Annotated in this window: 18 protein-coding genes; 5 read left to right on the plus strand and 13 right to left on the minus strand. The window is 65.1% G+C overall.

Annotated elements, in window-relative coordinates; all coding sequences use genetic code 11:
- Window positions 1-32 precede the first annotated feature (32 nt).
- Complete coding sequence (locus tag PSV00_RS13595) at window positions 33-2,225, plus strand: AGE family epimerase/isomerase (protein WP_300448961.1); 2,193 nt, start codon at window positions 33-35, stop codon at window positions 2,223-2,225.
- A gap of 10 nt (window positions 2,226-2,235) precedes the next feature.
- Here PSV00_RS13595 and PSV00_RS13600 read toward each other — a convergent pair whose 3' ends face one another.
- The gene (locus tag PSV00_RS13600) at window positions 2,236-3,072 is read right to left on the minus strand and encodes a metallophosphoesterase (RefSeq protein WP_300448173.1); all 837 of its coding nucleotides are present in this window, start codon (window positions 3,070-3,072) and stop codon (window positions 2,236-2,238) included.
- A 168-nt stretch (window positions 3,073-3,240) separates the two neighbouring features.
- On the opposite strand from PSV00_RS13600, the gene acs reads away from it, so the two are divergent.
- The 4 genes from acs (at window position 3,241) to PSV00_RS13620 (ending at window position 8,830) form a co-directional block, all read left to right on the plus strand.
- Window positions 3,241-5,172, plus strand: a complete 1,932-nt coding sequence (acs, locus tag PSV00_RS13605; RefSeq protein ID WP_300448176.1) for an acetate--CoA ligase — start codon at window positions 3,241-3,243, stop codon at window positions 5,170-5,172.
- A 251-nt stretch (window positions 5,173-5,423) separates the two neighbouring features.
- The gene (locus PSV00_RS13610) at window positions 5,424-6,608 is read left to right on the plus strand and encodes a sugar transferase (protein ID WP_300448179.1); all 1,185 of its coding nucleotides are present in this window, start codon (window positions 5,424-5,426) and stop codon (window positions 6,606-6,608) included.
- A gap of 64 nt (window positions 6,609-6,672) precedes the next feature.
- Window positions 6,673-7,671, plus strand: coding sequence for an SDR family NAD(P)-dependent oxidoreductase (locus PSV00_RS13615; protein WP_300448181.1), 999 nt, complete (start codon window positions 6,673-6,675; stop codon window positions 7,669-7,671).
- Window positions 7,672-7,678: 7 nt separating this feature from the next.
- Entirely contained in the window at window positions 7,679-8,830 is a 1,152-nt protein-coding gene (locus PSV00_RS13620) for a glycosyltransferase family 4 protein (protein WP_300448184.1), read from the plus strand.
- Window positions 8,831-9,086: 256 nt separating this feature from the next.
- Here PSV00_RS13620 and PSV00_RS13625 read toward each other — a convergent pair whose 3' ends face one another.
- From PSV00_RS13625 to PSV00_RS13680, 12 genes are all read right to left on the minus strand, one after another.
- Entirely contained in the window at window positions 9,087-9,977 is an 891-nt protein-coding gene (locus PSV00_RS13625; protein WP_300448186.1) for a class I SAM-dependent methyltransferase, read from the minus strand.
- Between the two features lie 438 nt (window positions 9,978-10,415).
- Complete coding sequence (asnB, locus tag PSV00_RS13630; protein WP_300448189.1) at window positions 10,416-12,377, minus strand: asparagine synthase (glutamine-hydrolyzing); 1,962 nt, start codon at window positions 12,375-12,377, stop codon at window positions 10,416-10,418.
- Between the two features lie 215 nt (window positions 12,378-12,592).
- A complete protein-coding gene (locus PSV00_RS13635; RefSeq protein ID WP_300448192.1) occupies window positions 12,593-13,030 on the minus strand; it encodes a hypothetical protein in 438 nt (145 codons plus the stop codon).
- A 306-nt stretch (window positions 13,031-13,336) separates the two neighbouring features.
- Window positions 13,337-14,059, minus strand: coding sequence for an NTP transferase domain-containing protein (locus tag PSV00_RS13640; RefSeq protein WP_300448195.1), 723 nt, complete (start codon window positions 14,057-14,059; stop codon window positions 13,337-13,339).
- On the minus strand, window positions 14,052-14,999 hold the full coding sequence (locus PSV00_RS13645) for a glycosyltransferase (protein ID WP_366944677.1): 948 nt from the start codon (window positions 14,997-14,999) through the stop codon (window positions 14,052-14,054). The genes PSV00_RS13640 and PSV00_RS13645 overlap by 8 nt, the downstream gene beginning before the upstream one ends.
- The gene (locus PSV00_RS13650; protein WP_300448198.1) at window positions 14,951-15,625 is read right to left on the minus strand and encodes an HAD-IA family hydrolase; all 675 of its coding nucleotides are present in this window, start codon (window positions 15,623-15,625) and stop codon (window positions 14,951-14,953) included. Before PSV00_RS13650 ends, PSV00_RS13645 begins: the two co-directional genes overlap by 49 nt.
- A complete protein-coding gene (locus tag PSV00_RS13655; RefSeq protein WP_300448200.1) occupies window positions 15,622-16,839 on the minus strand; it encodes a 2-phospho-L-lactate transferase CofD family protein in 1,218 nt (405 codons plus the stop codon). The genes PSV00_RS13650 and PSV00_RS13655 overlap by 4 nt, the downstream gene beginning before the upstream one ends.
- Before the next feature lie 155 nt (window positions 16,840-16,994).
- Window positions 16,995-18,218 (minus strand): glycosyltransferase, encoded by a 1,224-nt coding sequence (locus PSV00_RS13660; RefSeq protein WP_300448203.1) that lies wholly within the window; start codon window positions 18,216-18,218, stop codon window positions 16,995-16,997.
- 35 nt (window positions 18,219-18,253) lie between these two features.
- Entirely contained in the window at window positions 18,254-19,405 is a 1,152-nt protein-coding gene (locus PSV00_RS13665; RefSeq protein ID WP_300448206.1) for a glycosyltransferase, read from the minus strand.
- 95 nt (window positions 19,406-19,500) lie between these two features.
- Window positions 19,501-20,877: an oligosaccharide flippase family protein gene (locus PSV00_RS13670; RefSeq protein WP_300448209.1), complete on the minus strand. Its 1,377-nt coding sequence runs from the start codon at window positions 20,875-20,877 to the stop codon at window positions 19,501-19,503.
- A gap of 136 nt (window positions 20,878-21,013) precedes the next feature.
- Window positions 21,014-21,925, minus strand: coding sequence for an FkbM family methyltransferase (locus tag PSV00_RS13675; RefSeq protein WP_300448211.1), 912 nt, complete (start codon window positions 21,923-21,925; stop codon window positions 21,014-21,016).
- A 115-nt stretch (window positions 21,926-22,040) separates the two neighbouring features.
- Window positions 22,041-23,273: an acyltransferase gene (locus PSV00_RS13680; protein WP_300448214.1), complete on the minus strand. Its 1,233-nt coding sequence runs from the start codon at window positions 23,271-23,273 to the stop codon at window positions 22,041-22,043.
- Between the last annotated feature and the right edge of the window lie 98 nt (window positions 23,274-23,371).

Below are 23,371 nucleotides of genomic sequence, written 5' to 3' on the forward strand. Positions count from 1 at the left end.
AAGGCGTTGTCGTGGCTCTCTATCCTGTAATCATGTGCGGCGGCGCGGGGACCCGGTTGTGGCCGGCGTCCAGGCCGTCCCGGCCGAAACAATTCCTGTCCCTGACGGGTAGCCGCTCGCTGTTTCAGGACACGGTTTCCCGGGTTGTGCCGCTTGTGCAGACCGGCGGCGAACTGATTGTGGTCGCAGGCGTCGCCCACCGGCACTGGATCGCCGAACAGCTGGACGAACTCGGTGTGACGGCCCGGATTCTTCTGGAACCCGACGGGCGGGGATCGGCCGCAGCCATGGCCGCGGCAGCCATCCGGATCCACGCGCTGGATCCTGACGGCATCGCGGCCTTTGTGGCCTCCGATCACCATATTCCCGATCATGCCGCCTTCCGGGCCGCCCTGATCCAGGCCGTTGACGGCGCACGCGACGGGCGCATCGTCACCCTGGGCGTACGCCCGACCAGCCCCTCCGAAGCCTATGGCTATATCAAGCCCGCCGGCCGCGGCCTGTCTGCGGTCGAGGCCTTTGTCGAAAAGCCCGACGCGCCGACCGCCGCCCGCCACATCGAGAATGGCTATCTTTGGAACAGCGGCAATTTCATCGCCGCAGCGCGGACGCTGATCGCCGAGATGCAGGCCCTGGCCCCCGAGGTCGAGCGCGCGGCCCGGGCTGCGGTCCCCACCGATCCCGGGGCGTTTCGCCAGACCCTGACGGAGGCCTTCCTCGCCGCCCCCGACATTTCGATCGACTATGCGGTGATGGAGAAGACCCGGCTCGCTTCCGTTCTGGAAGTGGATTTCGCCTGGTCCGACCTCGGTGCCTGGGATGCGATCTTTGCCGCGGGAACCGGCAATTCCGGCGACCACGTGCTGGAGGACTCCTCAGACTGCCTGATCCGGGCGGCCGAGGGCACGCTGGTCGCTGCCGTGGGCGTCAGCAACCTGGCCATCATCGTCGAGGCTGACGCCGTTCTGGTCTGCGATCTATCCAGGGCCCAGGCGGTCAAGCCGCTGGTCGACACCCTGCGCAGCCGTGCGCCCCGACATCTGGACTTCCCGACCGCCCCCCCGGAAGCCCTGGCCCCGGGCGGTCGCCGGTTCGCCGACTGGCTGCGTCTGCGCGCCCTGCCCACCTGGTCGACCCTGGGCCAGACCGGCAACGGCCTGTTCGTCGAGGCCCTGTCGCTTGACGGTCGGGACACAGGCCGTCCGCACCGGGCCCGGGTCCAGGCCCGTCAGATCTTCGTCTATGCGGAAGCTGGGCGGCTGGGCTGGATCGGTCCCTGGCAGCGTATCGTCTCCACCGCGCTTGCCCGCATCCAGGCGGACTACCTGCGTGACGACGGCCTGAGCCGGACCCTGATCTCGGCCAGTGGCGCCGCACTCGACGACACCCCCAGACTCTATGATCAGGCCTTTGTCCTGCTGGCCCTCGCCACGGTGCATGCCGCGGGTCACGAGGATGCGGCGCTGGAAGACACCGCCGTGCGCCTGCGCGAGGCCCTGCTGCGGCAGGTCCTGCCAAACGGCGGCTTCGCCGAGGCCGGCGACCACCCCTACCAGGCCAATGCCCATATGCATCTGCTCGAAGCCTGCCTGGCCTGGGAGTCGGCCGGCGGCGACCCGGGCTGGTCGACCCTGGCGGACGATCTGGTGGCGCTGGCCCTGGACGCCTTCATCGCTCCGGACGGCGGCTTTCTGCGCGAATTCTTCCGCGCCGACTGGACCCCGGCCGAGGGTGAGGACGGGACCCTGGTGGAACCCGGCCATCAGTTCGAATGGGCATGGCTTCTGACCCGCTACGGTCAAGGCCGCGGCGATGCGCGCGCCCTCACCGCCGCATCCGACCTCTATGCCGCCGGGCGGCGGGGCGTGACTGACCGGCCCGAGATCGTCATCGACGCCCTGAACGCCGACGGTTCGGTGCGCAGCCGGCAGGCGCGGCTGTGGCCCCAGACCGAATGGCTGAAGGCGGCCCTGATCCTGGCGGAAACCGCAGAGCCGGACACGCGGGCCATCCTGCTTGAGGACGCGGCTACGGCCCTGCGGGCGCTGTGGCTATATCTGACGCCCGACGGCCTGTGGCACGACAAACATCTGCCCGGCGGCGGCTTTGTCCCGGAACCGGCCCCGGCCAGTTCCCTCTATCATATCATGGCGGGCTTCCAGCAGCTGGCGGCGTCCTGGCCGGCGCTGGTGAGCAACGGCGGCGCGCCGCTGTCGCTGGACTAGGCCGGACGGTTCAGGCCGGAACCGGAGCCGTCCAGGGACGCACCACGATCTCGCCATCGGCTCGTTGCACGGCCTGCAGGAAACCGTGCCCCAGCCCCTCGAGCCGCACCGCAGTCAGGACGCCGGACTCATAGGCCCGGGTGTCGATCCCTATGCGACGGTGATCGATATAGGGTTCGTCGGCCGGCGTATGACCGTGCACGACCATACGCTCGAACCGTGCCTCGCTGTTGAGAAAGGACCCGCGAACCCACATCAGGTCGTGGTCGGCCTGGTCGTCCAGCGCCACGCCTGGACGGGCCCCGGCATGGGCGAAGAAATAGCCGCCGATAGTGACGCTGTATTTCAGGGACTCAAGGAAGGTTCGCTGGCCCGTCGTCAGTCGGTGGGCGAGGTCGGAGGACAGTGCAGCCCAGCCCTCGGGGCGATGTTTGAGCACGGGAACCTTGAGGCCGAACGACTCCAGGGCCTGGGCCCCGCCGTAATCGCACCAGGCCGCACCGACGGTGGAGTCCTCGAGGAACTCCAGCATCTTGTCCTCATGATTGCCCATGAGAAAATGCGTTTCGAACGCCGGATCGTCGGCCAGGACCACCAGCCGGTCGATCACGCCACAGGACTGGGCCCCCCGGTCGATATAGTCACCGAGGAAGACCAGAACCGGTCGATGTCCATCGTCCGGCGTGTCGCTGTCGATGATGGCCGACAGCAGCCGGTCCAGAAGATCCAGCCGCCCGTGGATGTCACCGATCGCCCAGACCACCGTGCCCGCGGGCACACCGGCGGGAACCGGCAGGGGCGCGGCCGGGACCGCCTTGGGCGCACGATTGAACAGACGACGAAGCATGCCGGTCTCATGCACGACAGGGAGGCCGCTGTTCAACCAAAGTTTACGCTGCGTTGCCTCCGCTCCTGCAATAGCGGAAGCCGAAGCCTGTCACGGATCAGGATGAAGACTGGAATTCGACGACCGGCTGGTGTCCCCTGCCCGCGAGTCCAAACCGTGAGGTCCAGTATGAGCGATTCCGAACTCTATCCCGTCCCCGCCGGCTGGGCCGCGCGCGCCCACATGGACCGGGCCGGCTATGAGACGGCCCGGATCGCCGCCCGTGAGACCCCCGACGCCTTCTGGGCCGAACAGGCGAAACGGCTGGACTGGATCACCCCGCCGACGGTCATCAAGGACGTCTCGTTCAACAAGGCAGACTTCCGCATCCGCTGGTTCGCCGACGGGGTGCTGAACGTGGCCTGGAACTGTATCGACCGGCACCTGGCTGCGCGCGGTGACCAGACCGCCATCCTGTGGGAGGGCGATGATCCGGCATGGTCAGGCGGCATGACCTATCGCGAGCTGCACCGCGAGGTCAGCCACATGGCCAATGTGCTCAAGGCGCTCGGTGTGGTGAAGGGCGACCGGGTCACCCTGTATCTGCCGATGATCCCCGCCGCCGCCGTGGCCATGCTGGCCTGCGCCCGCATCGGGGCCGTCCATTCGGTGGTGTTCGGCGGTTTCTCGCCCGACAGCCTGGCCGGGCGGATCGAGGACTGCGGCTCGAAGATCGTCATCACCGCCGACGAGGGATTGCGCGCCGGCAAGCGCATCCCGCTGAAGGCCAATGTCGACGCGGCGCTGGAGAAGGTCAGCGTCGACACCGTTCTGGTCCTGACCCACACCCGGGCCGAGGTGCCGATCGTGGCCGGTCGCGACGTGCGCTATGACGACATCCGCCAGACGGTCGGCGACGACTGTCCGTGCGAGCCGATGAATGCCGAGGACCCGCTGTTCATCCTCTATACCTCGGGCTCGACCGGCAAACCCAAGGGCGTGCTGCACACCACGGGCGGCTATCTGTTCTGGGCCGCCTGGACCCATGAGCTGGTGTTCGACTACCGCCCCGGCGAGGTCTTCTGGTGCACGGCCGACGTCGGCTGGGTCACCGGCCACACCTATGTGGTCTATGGGGCCCTGGCCAATGCCGCCACGACCCTGATGTTCGAGGGCGTGCCCAACTATCCCGACAACGGCCGCTTCTGGCAGGTGGTCGACAAACACCAGGTCGAGATCTTCTACACCGCCCCCACCGCCCTGCGCGCCCTGATGCGAGACGGCGACGCCCCGGTGAAGGCCTCGTCCCGCAAGAGTCTGCGCCTGCTCGGCACGGTCGGCGAACCGATCAACCCCGAGGCCTGGCGCTGGTATCATGAGGTGGTCGGCGACGGGAAACTGCCGATCATCGACACCTGGTGGCAGACCGAGACCGGCGGAGCCCTGATCGCCCCCCTGCCCGGCGCGACAGACCTCAAGCCCGGCTCGGCCACCAAACCCCTGCCCGGGGTCGCGCTGGAACTGGTCGATGCCGAGGGTCTGGTTCTGGACGGGGCCGCCAGCGGCAACCTGTGCATCACCGACAGCTGGCCCGGCCAGATGCGCACTGTCTGGGGCGACCACGAACGCTTCTTCGACACCTATTTCAGCACCTATCCGGGCAAATATTTCACCGGCGACGGCTGTCGTCGCGACGCGGACGGCTACTACTGGATCACCGGCCGGGTCGACGATGTGATCAATGTCTCGGGCCACCGGATGGGTACGGCCGAGGTCGAGAGCGCCCTGGTGCTGCACCCGCATGTGGCCGAGGCCGCCGTGGTCGGCTTCCCCCACGACATCAAGGGCCAGGGCATCTACGCCTATGTGACCCTGAACGCCGGGATCGAGCCGCACGACGACCTGAAACGCGCCCTGGTCGCCCACGTCCGCAAGGAGATCGGCCCGATCGCCGCCCCCGACGCCATCCACTGGGCCCCGGGCCTGCCCAAGACCCGCTCGGGCAAGATCATGCGGCGGATATTGCGCAAGATCGCCGAGGGCGAGGTCGACAGCCTGGGGGATACGTCAACGCTGGCGGATCCGGGTGTGGTGGAGGCGCTGGTCAAGGGACGGGGCTGAGCAGCAACGGCCCGGCGGCGGCAGGGGCATGGATATTGCCCCGAAACCTCGCATCGTGACAGCGTCTTCAAAGCAGACCGACTAGCGTTACTTGATCGCGGCAGTATCTGACGCCCTCGGGCAGAACGACCGTTTCCGCACACCACCACCGGACCCGCCTAGACTTTTTTGGTGAATAGTGTAGCACCCCGCTAAAATAAATTCGGCGAACTATGTCCCTAAAATTTGTCTGGATACTCTCAGGCCTGGCATTGCTGGCAGCCCTTTGGCTCGTTGGCGGGCTTGTCTATTTTCGTGACATTCCCTACGGGGCCGTTCCTATTGAGGAGCAGATCAATCTTGCCGTGATGGCCGCCCTGTCCAGTGCAACGGCCATTCGGGCCGCGACCGTCCGGGGCTCCGCCGAGGACAAGCTGAACCAGGTGATCATCACCGGGGTCGTGCTGTTCGGAACCTACGCCCTGATCATACTGATGGGCCGCTACTTCTTTTCACGCCTGGTACTGTCCACGGCCATTCCCTCCACGTTGTTGCTCAGCGTGCTGATCATCTGGCTGCGCCATCGCAGCGGCGGGGTCTCGGTGGCCGTCATCGCCCCGCTGGTTAAGCCCCGCGAGAGCAAGGTCGACGGGGCCGTCGTCCTGCACAATCCGGACTCCGATTTCCGGTCGTTTGATCTGCTGCTGGTCGACCTGCACGAACCGGTGAGCGGTGAATGGGCGCGGGCCCTGTCACGGGCCATGCTGTCGGGCTGCCGGGTCCGTCACATCCAGGACCATCTCGAGGAATTGAGCGGGGCGGTTTCGATCAAGGATTTCGAACTCGAGCACCTGCCGTCGACCAATCAGGAATCCTACATCGAGATCAAGCGGCTGATGGATATCGCCGGGGTCATCGTCCTGACGCCCCTCGCCCTTGTCCTGATCGCCCTGGCCTCGCTGGCCATCGTCGTCACCAGCGGATGGCCCGTCTTCTTCATCCAGCAGCGGGTCGGCCTGGGTGGCCGCCCGTTCCGCATGTGGAAGCTGCGCACGATGCGCCCCTGTGCTGACGGGGCCAAACATGCCGCCGCGGTGCCGGGGGATAATCGCATCACCTGGATCGGCGGCATCCTGCGCCGGACCCGGATCGATGAACTGCCGCAGCTGTGGAATGTGCTGAAGGGTGAGATGAGTCTGATCGGCCCGAGACCCGAGGCTCATGCCTTTCACAACGACTATACGGAAGTGCATCCCAAATTCGCCTACCGCTGCCTGGTCCGCCCGGGCATCACGGGCTGGGCCCAGGTCAATGTCCCGCCGTCGGCCAATGCCGACGAGGCGCTGACGAAATTGCGATACGATCTCTATTATGTGAAACGTCAGTCGATCGGTCTGGACCTGCGGATCGCGCTGCGAACCGTCTGGACCATCACCCATGGATCCGGCGTGCGCTAGGGCGTCCGATCCACCCGCCGCCTCCGGTCCTCACACCGCCACGCCTGAACCAGACGGACTCCCCATGCGATATCTCATCACCGGCACGGCCGGATTCATCGGTTTCCATCTGGCACGTCGACTTCTGTCCGACGGGCACGAGGTCGTCGGCGTCGACAATTTCTCCACCTACTATGACGTGGCCCTGAAGGAGGCGCGCAACGCCATCCTGGAGACGCACGGTGACGCCTTCCGCGTCTACCGTATCGACCTGGAAGATGCCGCTGCCCTGGACAAGGCCTGGGGCGAGGCCCGCCCGGACGTGGTCATCCACCTCGCCGCCCAGGCCGGCGTCCGCTACAGCATCGACCACCCCGAGACCTATGTGTCGTCGAACCTGATCGGCACCTTCAACGTGCTGGAAGCCGCCCGGAAATATCAGCCCAGACACCTGATGGCCGCCTCAACCAGTTCAGCCTATGGGGCCAATACCGAAATGCCGTTCCGGGAATCCGACCGGGCCGTCCATCCGCTGACCCTCTATGCGGCGACCAAGGGGGCGACCGAGCTGATGGGACACAGCTACGCCAACCTGTTTCGCATCCCGACGACCTTCTTCCGCTTCTTCACCGTCTACGGTCCGTGGGGCCGGCCGGACATGGCCCTGTTCAAATTCGCCAGGGCGATCCTCGATGATGAGCCGATCGACGTCTATGGCAACGGCGACATGTCGCGCGACTTCACCTTCGTCAGCGACCTCGTCGAAAGCATTGTCCGACTGTCCGCCACCATTCCGGGCGACACGCCGGTTGAGGGCGACAGCCTGTCTCCGGTGGCCCCCTATCGCCTGGTCAATATCGGCGGCGGCACGCCCAGCAGCCTGATGGACTATATCGGCGAGCTGGAGCGGACGCTGGGGCGCGAGGCGAAGAAGAATTTCCTGCCGATGCAGGATGGTGATGTGCGTTCGACCGTCGCCGCCCCCGACCTGCTGGTGGCCCTGACGGGCTACAAGCCGGCCACACCGATCTCGGTCGGGGTTCCGGCCTTCGTCGAATGGTATCTCGACCATCGCGGCCGGTGACCCGCTGATGGGCGCGGCACCGCAGAGGACGATCCTGTTTCTCGGCGCCGACGCCGCCTATCTCCATGCCTTCCGCGGTCCGTTGATGCGATGGTTCCAGGCCAGGGGCTACAGGGTCGTGGCTGTCGCCGCCGTCCTCGACGGGTTCGATCCCGCCGTGTTCGCCGCCGGCGGCGTGACCTTTCATGCCTGGCCCCTGAAGAAGGCCTCGCTCGATCCGATCGGCGACCTGACCCCGTTGATGACCCTGTGGCGCGTCCTGCGGCGCGAGCAGCCCGACCTGCTGTTCGCCCACACGATCAAGCCGGTCATCTATGGGGTGATCCTGAGCGCCCTGGCCGGGGTCAAACGCCGCAGCGTGATGATCCCGGGCCTCGGCTATGCCTTTACCGAAGGGACCGGGCTGAAACGCCGCCTGGTCGGCTGGCTCGCCCGCCACGGCTACCGGACCGCCCTGGCGCGCGCCCATATGGCCATCTTCCAGAACCCCGACGATGTCGCGGCCCTGCGGCAAACGGGTGCCCTGCCGGCGGCGACCCCGACCGGACTGGTCAACGGGTCGGGTGTCGACATGGATCACTACGTCCCGGGCCCATGGCCGGACGGTCCGCCGCGCTTTCTGATGGTCGCCCGACTGTTGAGGGACAAGGGCGTGGTGGAGTTCATCGAGGCGGCCCGTCACGTGCGACGCCGCCTGCCCGACGCCCGCTTCGTGCTGGTCGGCGGCACGGATCCCAATCCCGCCGCCATCGCCCAGGCGGAGATCGACGCCTGGGTGGCCGAAGGCCTGATCGAGGCCCCGGGCCAGACCGGCGATCCCCGGCCCTACTATGCGGACTGCCATGTGTTCGTCCTGCCCTCCTACCGGGAAGGCACGCCCCGGACCAATCTGGAGGCGATGGCCATGGCCCGGCCGATCATCACCACCGACGTGCCCGGCTGCCGGCAGACGGTCATCCACGGTGAGAACGGCCTGATGGTCCCCGCCCGGGACGGACGCGCCCTCGGCGAGGCCATGCTGGCCCTGGCCGGGGATATGGAAGCGGCACGACGGATGGGGCTGGCGGGTCTGCGGATGTGCCGGGAACGGTTCGAACTCGCCGCGGTCACCGCCGAAACGGGCGCGCTGATTATAGGAAATCAGCTCCCTAACTCGTAGGTCAGCGTCAAATGCGGATCTCCGCGACCGCGATAACTCGTTTTTCATTAAGTCTTTCGAGCACACACCATCCTGCGATCTGGATGGGCGAACCCGCCGAAAACCGGCCGTCTTCAACTCGATCACCGCTTGCCAACATACTCTTGGCGGACATTCTGAATGCCGGTTTACGCTGATGACAGCACCGCTGAACGTAGCTTGGCGGCAAAACGCCTAGCCAATTCCAAATTCACTCAGGCCGATTTCGAGTACTGGGCTACTTTGTATAAATCGCCTCAATGCTCGACCCTAGACCTAGGCCGATGAGAGCTCCATTGACTGCCTTCTTGGCCAGAACAAGCCCCGGGTTGCCTGCGACAGCGGCCTGCACGCGATCAGACCCGGCCTCCGCTGACAAACTCTCTCCAATGCCGCGCTTCTGAAGCGCCTGCAGAATTCGAAAAGGGCTGACCCCCTGGGCTTTAAGGCTGGCTCGACTCAGGCCCACATTTTTCATCGCTTGATCAATATGTCGCGGCGTCCAATAGGTAATATGCTCCGGAAACAATATCATACCCCAGTCCTGCCCAAGCAACCTTCGCTCGAGTGAGTCAAAATTTGGCGTCGTCACATACAAAGCGCCGCCCGGACGAAGCAAATTCGCTATATTTGCAAGTACAGGAATTGGATTATTGATGTGCTCAATGACTTCCGTAAATATTACGACATCAAAACTTTCAGCAGGAAGATCCGGGAATAAACCACCCTCATGAGCCTTAATCCCTTTTGATCGCAAATATCTAAGGCGCTCTTCATTGAATTCAGTCGCGTGAGGCTCGAAGCCAAGCTCTCCAAGCTGAAGCAGCAAACGCCCTGCACCAGCCGCGACATCCACTACTCGTCCCAATTTTAGATAAGGCGCAAGCCTGTTCGCAACGGCTCGTTCATTGGCACGATTGACTTCGGTCTGACGGGCGTCCTCCGCTGCGTAGTCATAGCCCTCGCCGTATACCGCTTCATACTCTTCAGCTGTCGGAATACGCTCGGAGAAGTTAAACCCGCAGGCCTCACATCGCACGATATGATCGCGAACGAACGCGGGAAGCCGGCGAAAACTGGCGGCTGCGCAGAGTGGGCAGGCATCGAGCAGTAGCTGTGCTTGGGACATTCCTCCCGGATAGCCGGTGTGAAATCGTGTGGCTAGAGTAACTTTATGCTCGATTTATCCTGGACACGGTCTGGAGGGTCTTGGGTTCTGATGAAATTCCCTCTGCGAGATGATGGCTGCATCGACGAGCTTGGCCTTGCAGGTAAACTCCCGATCCGGCGCACGCGGCGATTGACGATGGGCATTCTATGGAGCGACAACAATACAGGCCCTCAATGAACCTTACCAATGAGCTGATATAAAAGCACTTTCCATAAATGGACATCTTGCAACCGGCACCACGCAGGACCTGTCGTCAGTCGTGACTATCGCCACCGGCGCAACGACGGGAATAGAAGGACTTTGGACGCAATGTCACGACCACGCGCCTGACCACTACTGCCCGACGGCCTTCGGGCCGGCTCACCGCCGGCCACCCTGACCCCGCTGGAGCCTCTGTCAGTCGATCGACCGCAACCAGACCTGGAGCATCAGCACCGACCAGAGTGAGGTCGACCAGTCATGGCGACCGGCGAGATGCTCCCGCCAGCGCATCCGCACCGGAACCGGATCCAGCAGGTCACTGTCCCTGAGGCTCTGCTCTGACAGCAGGTCCTCGGCCCAGTCGCGCAGTTCGTGCCGCAGCCACTTCCCGACCGGGATACCGAACCCGGCCTTGGGCCGTTCGATCAATTCCGGCGGCACGTGCTGGTACAGGATACGCCGGAGAATATTCTTGCTCGGTCGTCCCGTCGCGCCCCGGTCCGGGATCCGCCAGGCCGATGCCACCAGGCGGTGATCCAGCATCGGCACCCGGGTCTCCAGACCGACACTCATCGCCGCCCGGTCCACCTTGCACAGGATGTCGGCCGGCAGATAGGAGGTCGCGTCCCAGTAGAGCATGGACTCGAACGCCCCCGGCGACAGGCCGGGATCTTCCGGCTGGGCCCGGCGGTCGTCCAGGCCGCCGGCACCGGGGACGATCGCCTTCACGGCCGCCCACTCGTCCAGATACAGGAAATAGACGTCTTCCAGGGAATTGCAGGTCTTCAGCAGGTGGGCCAGCTTGGCGGCCGGATTGCCCGCCGCCCGACGCTGTGACCGCACCCCGTGCAGTGCCAGATTGGCCAGGCCGGACGGCATCGCGTCCAGAAGCCCGCCCGCCGCGTGCCGCAGGGGGGCGGGGATCGCTGACAGACGGTTCCATCGCCCGAACGCCCCCGCATAGCGGTCATAGCCGCCGAACAGTTCGTCGCCGCCGTCTCCGGACAGGGACACGGTCACACTCTGCCGCGCCAGGTTCGAGACGATCGCCGTCGGGATCTGCGAGGAATCGGCGAACGGCTCGGAATAGATCTGCGGCAGGCGGCTGATCGTGTCGACGACATCAGCCGGCCGGATGATCAACTCCTGATGCTCGGTTCCCAGATGGTCCGCGACGGCCCGCGCAAAGCGGGACTCATCCATGGCCTGGTCCTCGAAGCCGATGGTGAAGGTCTTTACCCGACTGCCGACCACCTGGCTCATCAGGGCGACCACGGTCGAGGAATCGACCCCGCCGGACAGAAAGGCCCCGACCGGGACGTCCGCCACCGACTGCAGGCGAAGGGCGTCCACCAGGTTTTCCTGGATGGTTTCGAACGCCTGCTCCTCGTCGTCGAACGGATTGCGGCGTCCCGCCTCCGCCACCTCGGCCAGCGACCAGAAGCGCTCCAGCTTCATCCCCGGTCCCGTCGTCGGGGCGAAAGGCGCGCTGGCCGGACGGTGCTCCAGCACCCCGGCGTTGACCGTCATCATGCAGCCGGGCTGCAATTTGTAGATGTCGCGAAAGATCGAATACGGCGGCGACAGATAGTTGCGGCGCAGATACAGGGCCACCGCGTCCCGGTCGATCCGTTTCTCGAAACCGGGATGGCGGCGCAGGGCGTGGATCTCGGACCCGAAGACGAGGTCGCCGCCGATCCAGCCATAGTAGAGCGGCTTTTCGCCGAGACGATCACGGACCAGGGTCAGCTGGCGATCCTGCCGGTCCCACAGGGCGATGACGAACATGCCGACGGCCCTGGCCAGGGTAGCCTTTACGCCCCAGCGCGCGAAGGCCGCCAGCAGGGTCTCGGTATCCGACCGCCCCTGCCAGGGGATGGTCCCCGTGCTTTCGAGTTCCCTGCGGATCTCGAGATGATTGTAGATTTCACCGTTGAAGCTCAGCTGATAGCGGCCGCAGTGCGAGGCCATGGGCTGGGCCCCGGCCGGCGAGAGCTCGAGGACCGCCAGACGCCGGTGGCCGAGACCGATCCCTGCGTCGGAATCGATCCAGACCCCTTCGGCATCGGGACCGCGATGTTCCAGGCTGTTCGCCATGGACCGGACCAGGCGCTCGTCAACGGGCCGCGCGCTGAGAATGCCGACAACACCGCACATCTGGGAAGGCTACCGGAATTCTTCAGGGGAAGGGACGCGCACCGAAGAAACTTCGATTCCTGAATCGAAGGCCAGCCTCCTCAAGCGCACGAATCCCGTACAACAAGTTTTTTGACTTGGCAATTCGGCAATTTTCTTTCCCTACACCCCTGTTATTGAAGATATATTGCGGAGATCGCCCAAGTAAAAGTTGTGGCGACCTAGCGGACATCACGTCAACCCCGGGTTCCGCAGGCGACCCAATACGGCACGCCAACGCTGAACCGCACATCCACCAGGCCGGCATCGGCCATCATGGCGGCAATCCGGGCGCGACTGAAGCGTTGCTCAAGGCGGGTCCCGAAGCGGTCGAGGGCATCGGTCTTCATGCTGTAGAAGCTGTTGTGACGATAGGCGCTCAGCGGCAATCCCTCGACACGGATCCCCAGCCGTTCGGCCAGGGCCGCTCCGCGAGCCAGGGGCCAGTAGACGAGGACGGCGATTCCGGTGGTGACCGCCCGGCGCAATCCGAACGGAAGGCGCGAGATGACGACCCGGCCCAGGTCAGTGACGCGCCAGAGCGCGCGGAACCAGCCGGGACGATTGTCGAAGGCATAGTAGACATAGACCAGCAACGGCGCCCCCGGCTTCAGCTTGCGAACGCAGTCACGCATCGCCGCCGCCGCATCGGGAATGTGGTGCAGGACCCCGAGCGCGTAGCCCAGCGCCCTGAACCGCAGCCAAGATCAAACCCCTCCGCCGTGGCCGGCAGGGCGTCGAACGGAAATATCGAAAAATAGCGATCAAACATCGCCTGCCATTCCGGCTCGCCCAGCTCCGTCTGATCGTAGGCGTCCCATTCCTCGCCGAAGGCCGCGACGGTTTTCGGGTCGATATTCCCGGGTCGACCAGGCCCCTCCCCGCACGGCTGAACACTGCGGGCCTGATCTGGATCCGCAGGTCTGCGGGTCCACACGGCCCTAGGTGAATCCGTCAAGGTCAGACAACTGGTTGAGCGAAATCAGATCGAGGTCAGTCGCGACCGGGAGGGCCTCGACCGGCAGGCCTGCCGCAGACAGGTGGCGGACAATATACAGAAAGCCATGCTCGAGACCGCGCCCGCCAAGCCGGTCCGGCAGGGGTTGCCGTAACAGGTCGAACACGGGTGCCTTGTCGAACACGAACACGCCGATATCCCGCTCACCGACCGTCGGCTCGAGTCCGGCCTCACGGGTTTCAACCAGGTCGGTCACCCGCCCCGCCGGATCACGCGTGACCCTTGTATAGGCCCGGTCGACACAACGGGTCGGGAAGGCCAGCGTCGCCCCGCCTTCGGCGGCCCGCACCGTGGCGGCCAGGGTCTCCGGCTGGATGAATGGCAGATCGCCCCAGATCAGGATCAGCCGATCGACCTCCGAGGCTCCCGGCGCGGTATCGAATCTCAAAACCGCATCGCCCATACCGCGGGGCTCGTCCTGCTCGATCAGATTGGCCCGCCGTCCGGCCCCGGACAGGCAGGCCTCGATCAGCGGCCGCCCCGACGGACTCACCACCACAGTCGGTTCCGGATCATAGGGGGCCAGCAGGTCGAGAATCCGCAACAGGATGGGTCGTCCCTGCACCGGATGAAGCGTTTTGGGATAGGGCAGGCCGGCGCGGGTGCCCGCCCCGGCCGCCACGACCAGCGCCTTGCATCTAGACATGAAGATCATCCCCGACCTGTCCGCGGAAACCACGCGCGATCGCCTTCCACAACACCCGTCGTTGCGCGCCGACGGTCATGGAAAACAGGCTCTTCCAGCCGCTGCGTGCCCGAAGCCGCGCCAGGCCCACTCCGACGGTCAGGATGCTCCTGAGCAGCGGTTTGTTGAAATACAGCCGGTTCAGGATGAGGGTATTCTTCACATAGTAGTAGAGCCGGAATTCGTTGATCGGCCGCCGCGTGACGTCCGGGTGGTAGTGTTTCGCGTCCAGGTGGGACACGACCGGCCCCCAGGCGGACAGCCGCATGAAATAGTCGACCTCGTCGCCAAAGAAGAAATAGCGGGTCTCGACATTGCCCACGGCCCGCGCCGCGACACAGGATACCAGCGCCCCGTTGAACAGATGGGCGAACGGATAGATGCCGTCCTTCGCCTGCGCCTGCAGCCCGGCCAGGGTGGGGGTCTTGCGTGGCCAGGCGAAGATCGCCGGCTGCCCGTCCCGGTCCAGCCGCGGAAAGGGAAAGACGAAATGGGTCGGACGATCCTCCTGCAGGACCACCGAAGAAATGCAGGCCCTGTCCGGGGTAAGGTTGTCGGCAAGAATCGCCAGCGCACCGGGGTCCGGACAACCGTCATCATCCATGAGCCAGACCGCGTCGAACCCGTTCTCGAGCGCATGGGCGATGGCGCGGCTCCAGCCTCCGGCGGAGCCGACATTGTCCTGGGTCAGGACATCGACGTTCCGGGCGGCGAGGCGCGCGACGGTGTCGTCGGTGCTGCCGTTGTTGATCACCAGCAGGGCGTCGACCGGCCGGGATTGCGCACGAACGCCGTCGACACACCGCTCCAGCAGGTCGATCCGGTTGTAGGTGACGATACAGGCCAGGACTTTCAGGCGACCGTCTCCTTCAGCGAGCGAACCAGGGCAGGCCAGGCGCAGACCGCGAGGGCGTCCGCATCCAGGGCCACGCCCTGCGCTTCCGGGTCAATGCGGATCGCGTCGATCCCCGCCGCGCGGGCCGAGGCCAGTCCGCTGGGGGAGTCTTCGAAGATCAGGGCGTCGACGGGGGTGACCCCCGCCAGGTCCAGCACCCGCAGGAAGGGCTCCGGCTCCGGCTTGCCGCGCGTGACATCCTCGCCGCAGACGACCGGATCGAACCTGTCCGCCAGGGCCATGGTGCGCAGCGACTGGTTCACCGTGCCCCTGGATCCTGATGAGCAGACAGCCAAACGGGCCCAGGAAACCGAATCCAGGAAGGCGACCAGTCCCGGAAAGGGTGACAGGTCCCGCGACAGGATCTCACGGGCGATCACCCGCTTGCGCCGGGCAAGGTCGTCCATCACCACCGCGTCGAGTTGCGTCTGGTTGGCGGCAACGATCCGGGCCAGGGCCGCCTCGGTGGTCATTCCGGCGATGTCGGCATAGCGGAACGCCAGACCCAGCGGGTCGAGAACCTCGGCAAAGGCCCGCTCATGGGCGGTGCCGGTATCAGCCAGGGTGCCGTCCAGATCGAAGATCAACAGCCGCCGCGAACGCAGGGATTGCGCCAGCCCTGCAGGCGTCATCGGCTGAAGCCGCCTTCATCATACAGGGCCAGGATGGTGCCGGTGACCCGACTGCCGTCGTGTTTGCCTGGCGACGCCTCGGACTCGAAGGCGTCGACGATGCGGCGCACGGGGATGTCGGCGAAACGGTCGACGTCATCCTCGACATAGCTCTCGTCGGCCTTCAGGCGGCTCTTGTTGATGAGCACGGCGGAGAAGAGATCGCGCATCGGATAGTCCCGGCTGTCCGGCCGGCACAGATGGCGGTGCGCGCCGAGAATATAGTCCGACGACAGGTAGCTGGGGGTCTCGTAATCAGCCCCGATATTGGTCACGAACACCTTCAGAGCCGTACGGTTGGCCGCGATGGTCTCGGCCACGCCCCGGGACATATAGGTCGGATACAGGGAACTGTGCTGGGTGCCGGCGGAATAGATGATGATATCCGCCTGCTGCAGCGCCAGGACGACGCCGGGCGAGGCCATCACCGCGGTGTGGTGACGGTCCAGGAAATGCTTTTTCTCATCCAGCGACAGGCGTTCGAACGCGGTGCGGTCCAGGGTTCCATCGAGCAGATAGAGGCCGTCGATCCGGACATTCGATCGCAGTTCGACAATCTCGGCCTCCGAGTAGAGCATTTCGCCATTGGCGCGCAGCGCCGTCAGCCACTTGTTCTCGACGCTGTTGGGCAGGACGGTGCCGCGCAGGCGGAACAGTCGATCGAAGGCCCGGGTCGTGACCTCCATATCCCGGCCACAGGCGAGAAAGGCACCGGCGTAAAGACAGTTCATCAGGGCGCAGTCGCCGAACTCGAACGTCAGTCCCCGTGCCTTCTGGATGACCTCCAGGCCGTCGACGAACTCGCCCACGAATCGCTGCAGCGCGCTGCGCACCGCGCCACTCTCGATCTCGATACCGGCGATCGTGTCCCCGCCGGTCGCGAACCGGCGCATATCGGCCAGGCAGGCGGCCGCATCCTGGCCGACCGGGTAGCGGTAGGCGAACAGGGCCTGGCTGGCGTCCCGGTGCGGGTCGTCCACGGGCAGCATCAGTTCCTGCACCTTGCGCAGGTCCGACGGGCCGAGCATGTCGAACACGCGGCGGATTTCCCCGGTCGACTTTCCGTCGTCATAGGCATTGACGACCGAGGTGACCGACAGCCCCTGACGATCCAGCAGCGCCGGGATCAGCGAGGCGGCCCCGCGACCTCCATTGATGACGACAACGTTCAACATCGCTCAATTCCACCCAGGATCGCCGTCTGCAGACGAACGTGACAACAGGCCGGATCGGGCCATGATTCCCGAGCGTTGACGCGCATAGCGACAAGGGCGGAATTGGTCAGTCGCGACGACGACGTCCCGGACCCTCACTGCACACGCCACGCTCGTCAGACGCTCGCCGGCACCTCACCGAGGGCATCATAGACAGCCTGATAGCGTTTCACACCCTCTTCCAGAGAGTAACCCCAACTCGCATCCCTGATCCTGCCGTCTTCGCGGCCGTCGCGCCGTTCCAGGACCGAGACAAGCGCCGCCCGGAGCGTCGCCGGCTCGAAATCCTCGACCACCACCGAGCCGTTGGCATCCGGCGACAACAGGATGTCCAGATCACCGACTCCCGTGTTGGCGACAACCGGCACATTGCAGGCCAGAAGCTCCGCCAGCTTGGTCGGCGAACACCCTTCCTTGTGCACAGGATTGATGAAGACCACCGACAGGCTGGCCAGCGCGATATAGGCCGGCACGTCGTCGCGTCCCGAGTTGGCAAACCGGATGCTGTCGGCGGGCAGGCCGGCGGCCGTGGCGGCATCCCGGACCAGCGGCTCACCGTTGTTGGAGAGGAACAGCATCACCGCATCCGGCCGAAGCGCCCGCAGCTGACCGAACAGGGCGATCATCCGGTTCAGCAGATAGTCCGGACCCAGACTTCCGAGGTAGAGCAGGACCGTGCTCCCGGCCGGCATGGCCAGTCCGGTGCGCAGGACCGCGGACCGGGCCGTCACGGCCTCGTCGACCCGAAAATGCGCGAAATCCGCGCAACAGGGGATCACGGTATAGACATTGTGGCCGCGTGCGGCGGTTTCAGGATAGCGCGCCTGCAGCAGCTCAACGGCTCGCCGGGTCAGGGCGACGATCTGATCGGACTGCCGGATCAGGCCGGGCTCGAACCGCTTGAGAATTCGATACACCCAGGGGAAGCGTCCCCGGTCGATGCGGACGTCAAGCCAGAAGTCGCGGAAATCCAGCAGCAGGCGGGCCCCGAACCGGTGCTTGAGCCTTTGACCGACGAACCCGGCCAGATGTCCGCGGCAATGGAGGACGGACACCGGTTCCCGGCGCACGATCTGCCCGGCCGCCCGGTAGAGCAGCCACAGGACCCAGGCCGTCGAGATGACCGGCGGCCGGTTGTAATAGGGCACGATGGTCCAGCGCACCCCGGCCTGGTCGAACAGAGTCCGGTAGCGTGAGATCAATGCCTCCCGGCCCGGCTTTTCGGCACTCAGGACATGGATGTCATGACCCAGGTCCGCGAGCCCCAGGATGTAGGGCGCGAGTTGCGACTGACCAATGTGGTCAGTGATGCCGTCCTGGGTGATGTGAAGTACCGTCATTCACTCTCGTCTCGTCAGCGGGGGAACGGGCGCTTTCAGGCGCGAGGTTCGGGAAAGAGCAGATCAAGATAGCGGGCCGCCGCGATGGCGGGGGTGAAGTCGCCTGCGCGTCGGATCCGGCTTTCGCGATCCCCGGGGGCGTCCAGGGTGCTGATCATCGCCGCGGCCAGCGCCTCGGCGTCGCCGCACGGACACAGGGTGCCGAACCGGCCATGGTCGAGGATTTCGGCGGGGCCGCTGGGACAGTCGGTGCTGACCACGGGCAGTCCGTGCCCGAGCGCCTCGACCACCACATTGCCGAACCCCTCATAGTCGGACGAGAGCACGAACAGGTCAGCCGACTGGTACCAGGGGGCCGGGTCCGCCTGGAAACCCGCCAGGGTCACGCGATCCGTCAGCCCTTCAGACGCGATCAGGGCCTCGATCTCCGCCTGCATCGGCCCCTGGCCCAGCAGGACCAGATGGGCATCGCGCTGCCGGACCAGGCGAGCGAAGGCCCGGATCAACAGCAGGGGATTTTTCTGCGGCTTGAAGGAGCCCACGGACAGAATTCGCGATCGATCCGCCGGGCCCCAGTCCGGTCGCGGCGCGGTCTCGTCCGCCGCGCCGGGGCGGTGCACGCTGATCGGGTTGTAGATGACGTCGAACCGGTCGCGCGCCAGACCCGAAAGCCGGGCCGTATCATCGGCCACCCCGCTGGAAACGGCGACGCGACTGTCCGCCCACGGATAGCCCAGCCACAGGCTGGCCCGCATCACCATCCGATGCACAGGGCCGCGGCAGGCGTAGGCATTGGACAGGGTGATATGGTCGGTCAGCATCAGCCGCGGCCGTGTGCCGCTCATCAGCCTGGCCAGAACGGCATAGATGGTGAGCGGCCACATGAAGGCGACCAGGGCGTCGGGTCGGGCATCGCGAAAATAGCGGACCAGGGCCGGGAGGGTCTGAACCAGCCGTCGGGTCTTGAGGTCGACGACCGTGAAGGGGTGCGCCTCATCAATCAGGTCTCCGCTCGCCCACGCCAGGACGATATCGACCTCATGGCCCCGGTCGACCAGGGCCCCGGCCAGATCCAGCGCGACGCGCTCGGCCCCGCCGCCCCCCAGCGAGGGCAGGAAGAGGGCAAGATGACGACCCGACCCCGGTTTCGTGACCGGGGCAGCCGGCAAGAGCTGGGATTCAGGCAAGGCAAACGACTCCAGGTGAGGATGGGGTCCGCGAACAGACCCGATCCGGTCCGGACCGCCGCCCCCGCAGGTGCCGCCGTGCACGCTCGACCACCTCAGCCACGCGCGCGCAGAAGCCCGGGCAGTCGAACCAGCGAAAAGAGCGACAGATCAAATCCCTGACGAAAAGCATAGATGTTCATTATGACACCCCGGATGACATTGCCCATCAAATAGGCGAACGCCGCGCCGATGGCACCGACCCGGGGCACCAGGACGGCAGCCACGGCAATGCTGCAGACCACGGAAATCAAATAGCTGATGGCCACGATTCGTTCCCGGCCGATCATGGTCATCACCATGGCACTGGGACCAAAGAGACCGGCGACCAGCTGGGCCAGGCAAAGCACGATCAGCAGGGGCTGGGCCGCCGCAAACTCGGCACCGAAGAAGGTTCCGAGCGCCCAATGCCCAAAGACGGCAAACACCAGGACCACCCCCCCGGCACCGGCCGACATAAACACGGCTGCGCCGGTGACCAACAGTTGCAGCTGACGCCGGTCACCGCGCGCATAGAATTTGGCGACGAACGGTGAGATCACGAGATTGATCAGTGAAATCGGTGCCGTTGCCAGCGCCATGCTGGACAGGGCGACCCGGTACAGGCCGGCGTCGCTGGTCGTCGCCAGAGCCGCGACCAGCAAGACGCCATAGGTACCGTCCAGCTGACGCATGCCCTCGGTGAACATCATGGGCATGGCCGCGCGGAACCAGGCCTTGGGGCTGGAGCGGGACGGTCCCTTGCGAACCGCGGCCGGCAGCCGAAGCCAGATCAGAACCATGGTCACCGCCACGATGACGAAGACGGCGGCAGCCTGAAGACCCAGCGCCAGGGCCGGCGTCAGGGCCGTATGGGTCAGAAGCGGAACCAGAAACAAGACCAGCAGGAACAGGGCCGGCCGAAACAGGACCTCGACCGCCTGACCGAGAACCGTCCGTTCAAACCCCCGCAACCAGGCCCCGACCTGGGCACTGAAGGCAAACAGCGGCAGCAGCAGCAGCGCGATCAGCAGGGACCGGTGCAGACCCGGTGACAGCTGTCCCGGCCAGGCGGTGATCACGATCGCCGCAAGGATTCCCACGCAGACGGAACAGATCAGGGTCGTGGCCGAAAACGTTCTGAGGATTCCGCTCAACCGCGGCATATCGTTTGTGGCGTTAGCGGCCGCCACCTCGCGGGTTGTCAGATTGATCAAGCCGAACTGAGCCGGCACGCCGAGCAGGGTCACCACGGCCACGGCCACGCCATAAACCCCGTACCCTTCGGCCCCCAGATGGCGCGCGAGCTGGACCCCGATCAGGAAGGTCAGACAGGTTCCCACCAACCACAGCAGGCCGCTGCCAAAGGTCGCCCTCAACAGACTGCGTGCCGCCGATGCCGAGGTCAGCGAAAGGATGCGGCCCAGAGGTTTGGCAAAGACAGATACCCTCATGCGAGGCCGCGCCGGCCAACGCGTACACATTGGCCCCGGCCACCGACTGACCGCCGGGAGTCTGCCGGAAGGACCGCCGCCGCCCCCACCGCCGCTGGCACGCGATCATGGCTGGATTTCCGGCGATACACGGCAGTTACCGGACCGGTTCGCTCAGCGGGCCGAAGTCGGTGTTCCGGTTGATAGCGATCCGGTTGCGGCCATCCAGGCTGGTGACGTCAAAGCCCATGGCCTTCAGATGGTCAGGAACCTCGGGACTGCTATCCAGCTGTTCGAACAGGATCACCTTTACCTTCTGCAGGGCGGATCCAGCGCCGCGAAGGGCAGCAAGTTCCGCGCCTTCTATATCGATCTTAAGGACGGCTACCGTGGGCAGGTCCGCCAGAACATCAGCGAGAGTCGTGGTCTCCACCTGAACCTGACGCCCGCCGCCCTGCGTCGAAGCCAGGGCGATGGTGGCCTGTCCGAAATGCCCGTCCCGGACTGTCGCCTCAACATGGAGTCCCGCACGATCAGCCAGCGCACGTTCGATGACGGTCGCATTTTCCACGCCGTTCAACGCCAGATGTTCACGCAGGGCCACAGCGGTATCAGGCATCATCTCCACAGCGACAATACGTCCTGCCGCGCCGATACGGCGCACCGCGGCCACGGTGAAGAATCCAATGTTGGCGCCTGCATCCACGACAACATCTCCCGCACAGAGGTGCCGGTCCAGTGCCTCGAGGACCCGGAATTCTCGACGCGGCACTACGTGGTAGAGGTCGTCGGACCGGGCGCGAAGACGAAAAATCCCGATCCCCTCGACCTTGGCCGTCAAATCCGAAAGCAGGATTGGATCACACCAAACGTCGAGGTCACGGGCCGAATTGCGGAGCGCGGCGCGGCATGAGGCATTAAGGGCGCGCTGATCTGCGGCTGTCAGGCCCCGCACCGATGTCATGACCCAGGCCCAGGTCATCAGTCGCTGCACATAGGTCAGGGCGCGTCTCAGGGCCGTCCGCAACGGCCGCGGCGTCATCTTTTTGACGAAGGACCGGACGGTCACGATGATGAAATCCCTGGAGCTACGGCGTGGCCGGACGGCGGGGTTCTTCTAGGCGAAAGCTCATGGCCACCACAACATTTCTCTCCGGCACCAGACGGCGTCGACCAGGCCGGTTTCATTCCGGCGCGATGTGCGGCGTCCGGCCCTTCGCCTGATGAAACCGCTGCCGCAGATAGCGGCGCAGGTCGGCGGTGTGGCGCTCGGTCAACTGGGCGAAGAGCCAGGCGACCGCCAGAATCAGGATGATGATACCGACATAGCTGGCGATACCGACGGGATCCGTGGGCCGGAAACCCTCGCGATATCCGGCGATATTGGTCACGGAGCCGAGGACGGCGGTCGCAAAGATCAGGACCGGAAAATGCACGAGGTAGAGGCTGTAGGAAAAGTCGGCCATGAATTTGTTGAACGGTGCGAGCCATTCGAACACGACGATACGGCGCCCTCGCATCGACAGCAGGACCCAGCCGAACAGGATGGCGGTGACGTATTCCGTCGTCATGCGTAGCGCCAGATCGGCGTCAATCGCGGCGTCCTGGAAACGGCAGATGGCCAGCCAGAGGACGAGGGCAATCGTTGCCGAAACCGGCCGGGACAGACGCGGTGCATAGATCATCGCCACGGCCAGGCCGACCAGCCATTGGCCCAGATAGCTGACGAACATCCCGCCGAGCGCCGCGACCGCGACCAGGGCAAGGGCCAGACTGACGTAGCGGGTGCGTCCGCGCGCGATCGCGCCGGTCAGACAAAGACCGAACACCATGTAGAACCAGAACTCGGTTGAAAGCGTCCAGAGCGGCTGATTACTGCCCAGAACCGGCGTAAAATAGTATTGCAGCATGGTAATGTTGCCCAACACCACGCCACCGCTCAACAGGTCCTGAAACGCCAGGCCATGACTCTTGGCGATGACCATCGGATGGGTGCCGTCGTAGAGGCCCGTACCGCCGAAATAGTGCACCCCGATCCAGTCAAGACCGAAGGTCAGGGCCAGGGCCGGCAGGAAGGCGATGAACAGACGGGCGATGCGATCAATCGCATAGCCGCCCGACTCGAATCGCCCGTCCGCCGCCCGCGCCATCGACAGGCCGCCGACCAGGAATCCGGACAGGACAAAGAAGACCAGAACCGCCTGGGCATGGAATCCGGTGAGCCAGAACCAGGCCTGGACCCAGGGCCTCTGATCGCCGGCCGCGAGCTCGCCATAGCCGATGATCAACGGGTTTCGCGCATGGGCGAGCATGACCATCATCGCCGCCAGCCAACGCGCCATATCCACAAACGAGATCAACGTCGGCTCGCGCAGGGCCTTGGCTGTCTGGCGGGCGTCGATAATTTTGGAGGGCATCCCAGGCATTTCCCGTTGTCCGGCTTCGGTTCGCACCTTGGCATATCCGGAATGGGCGAGGAATGCGGATGAACCCGCCGGATTACCGGAACGAGGGG

This window comes from Brevundimonas sp., assembly GCF_029945885.1.
Lineage (GTDB): Bacteria > Pseudomonadota > Alphaproteobacteria > Caulobacterales > Caulobacteraceae > Brevundimonas.

Bases quoted from the DNA above. Each gene is read 5' to 3' on its own strand.
- PSV00_RS13620 (WP_300448184.1), top strand. From the start codon at position 7,679: ATGGGCGCGGCACCGCAGAGGACGATCCTGTTTCTCGGCGCCGACGCC.
- acs (WP_300448176.1), top strand. From the start codon at position 3,241: ATGAGCGATTCCGAACTCTATCCCGTCCCCGCCGGCTGGGCCGCGCGC.
- PSV00_RS13660 (WP_300448203.1), bottom strand. From the start codon at position 18,218: ATGACGGTACTTCACATCACCCAGGACGGCATCACTGACCACATTGGT.
- PSV00_RS13640 (WP_300448195.1), bottom strand. From the start codon at position 14,059: ATGTCTAGATGCAAGGCGCTGGTCGTGGCGGCCGGGGCGGGCACCCGC.
- PSV00_RS13655 (WP_300448200.1), bottom strand. From the start codon at position 16,839: ATGTTGAACGTTGTCGTCATCAATGGAGGTCGCGGGGCCGCCTCGCTG.
- PSV00_RS13625 (WP_300448186.1), bottom strand. From the start codon at position 9,977: ATGTCCCAAGCACAGCTACTGCTCGATGCCTGCCCACTCTGCGCAGCC.
- PSV00_RS13595 (WP_300448961.1), top strand. From the start codon at position 33: ATGTGCGGCGGCGCGGGGACCCGGTTGTGGCCGGCGTCCAGGCCGTCC.
- PSV00_RS13650 (WP_300448198.1), bottom strand. From the start codon at position 15,625: ATGACGCCTGCAGGGCTGGCGCAATCCCTGCGTTCGCGGCGGCTGTTG.
- PSV00_RS13635 (WP_300448192.1), bottom strand. From the start codon at position 13,030: ATGCGTGACTGCGTTCGCAAGCTGAAGCCGGGGGCGCCGTTGCTGGTC.
- PSV00_RS13670 (WP_300448209.1), bottom strand. From the start codon at position 20,877: ATGAGGGTATCTGTCTTTGCCAAACCTCTGGGCCGCATCCTTTCGCTG.
- PSV00_RS13680 (WP_300448214.1), bottom strand. From the start codon at position 23,273: ATGCCCTCCAAAATTATCGACGCCCGCCAGACAGCCAAGGCCCTGCGC.
- PSV00_RS13615 (WP_300448181.1), top strand. From the start codon at position 6,673: ATGCGATATCTCATCACCGGCACGGCCGGATTCATCGGTTTCCATCTG.
- asnB (WP_300448189.1), bottom strand. From the start codon at position 12,377: ATGTGCGGTGTTGTCGGCATTCTCAGCGCGCGGCCCGTTGACGAGCGC.
- PSV00_RS13600 (WP_300448173.1), bottom strand. From the start codon at position 3,072: ATGCTTCGTCGTCTGTTCAATCGTGCGCCCAAGGCGGTCCCGGCCGCG.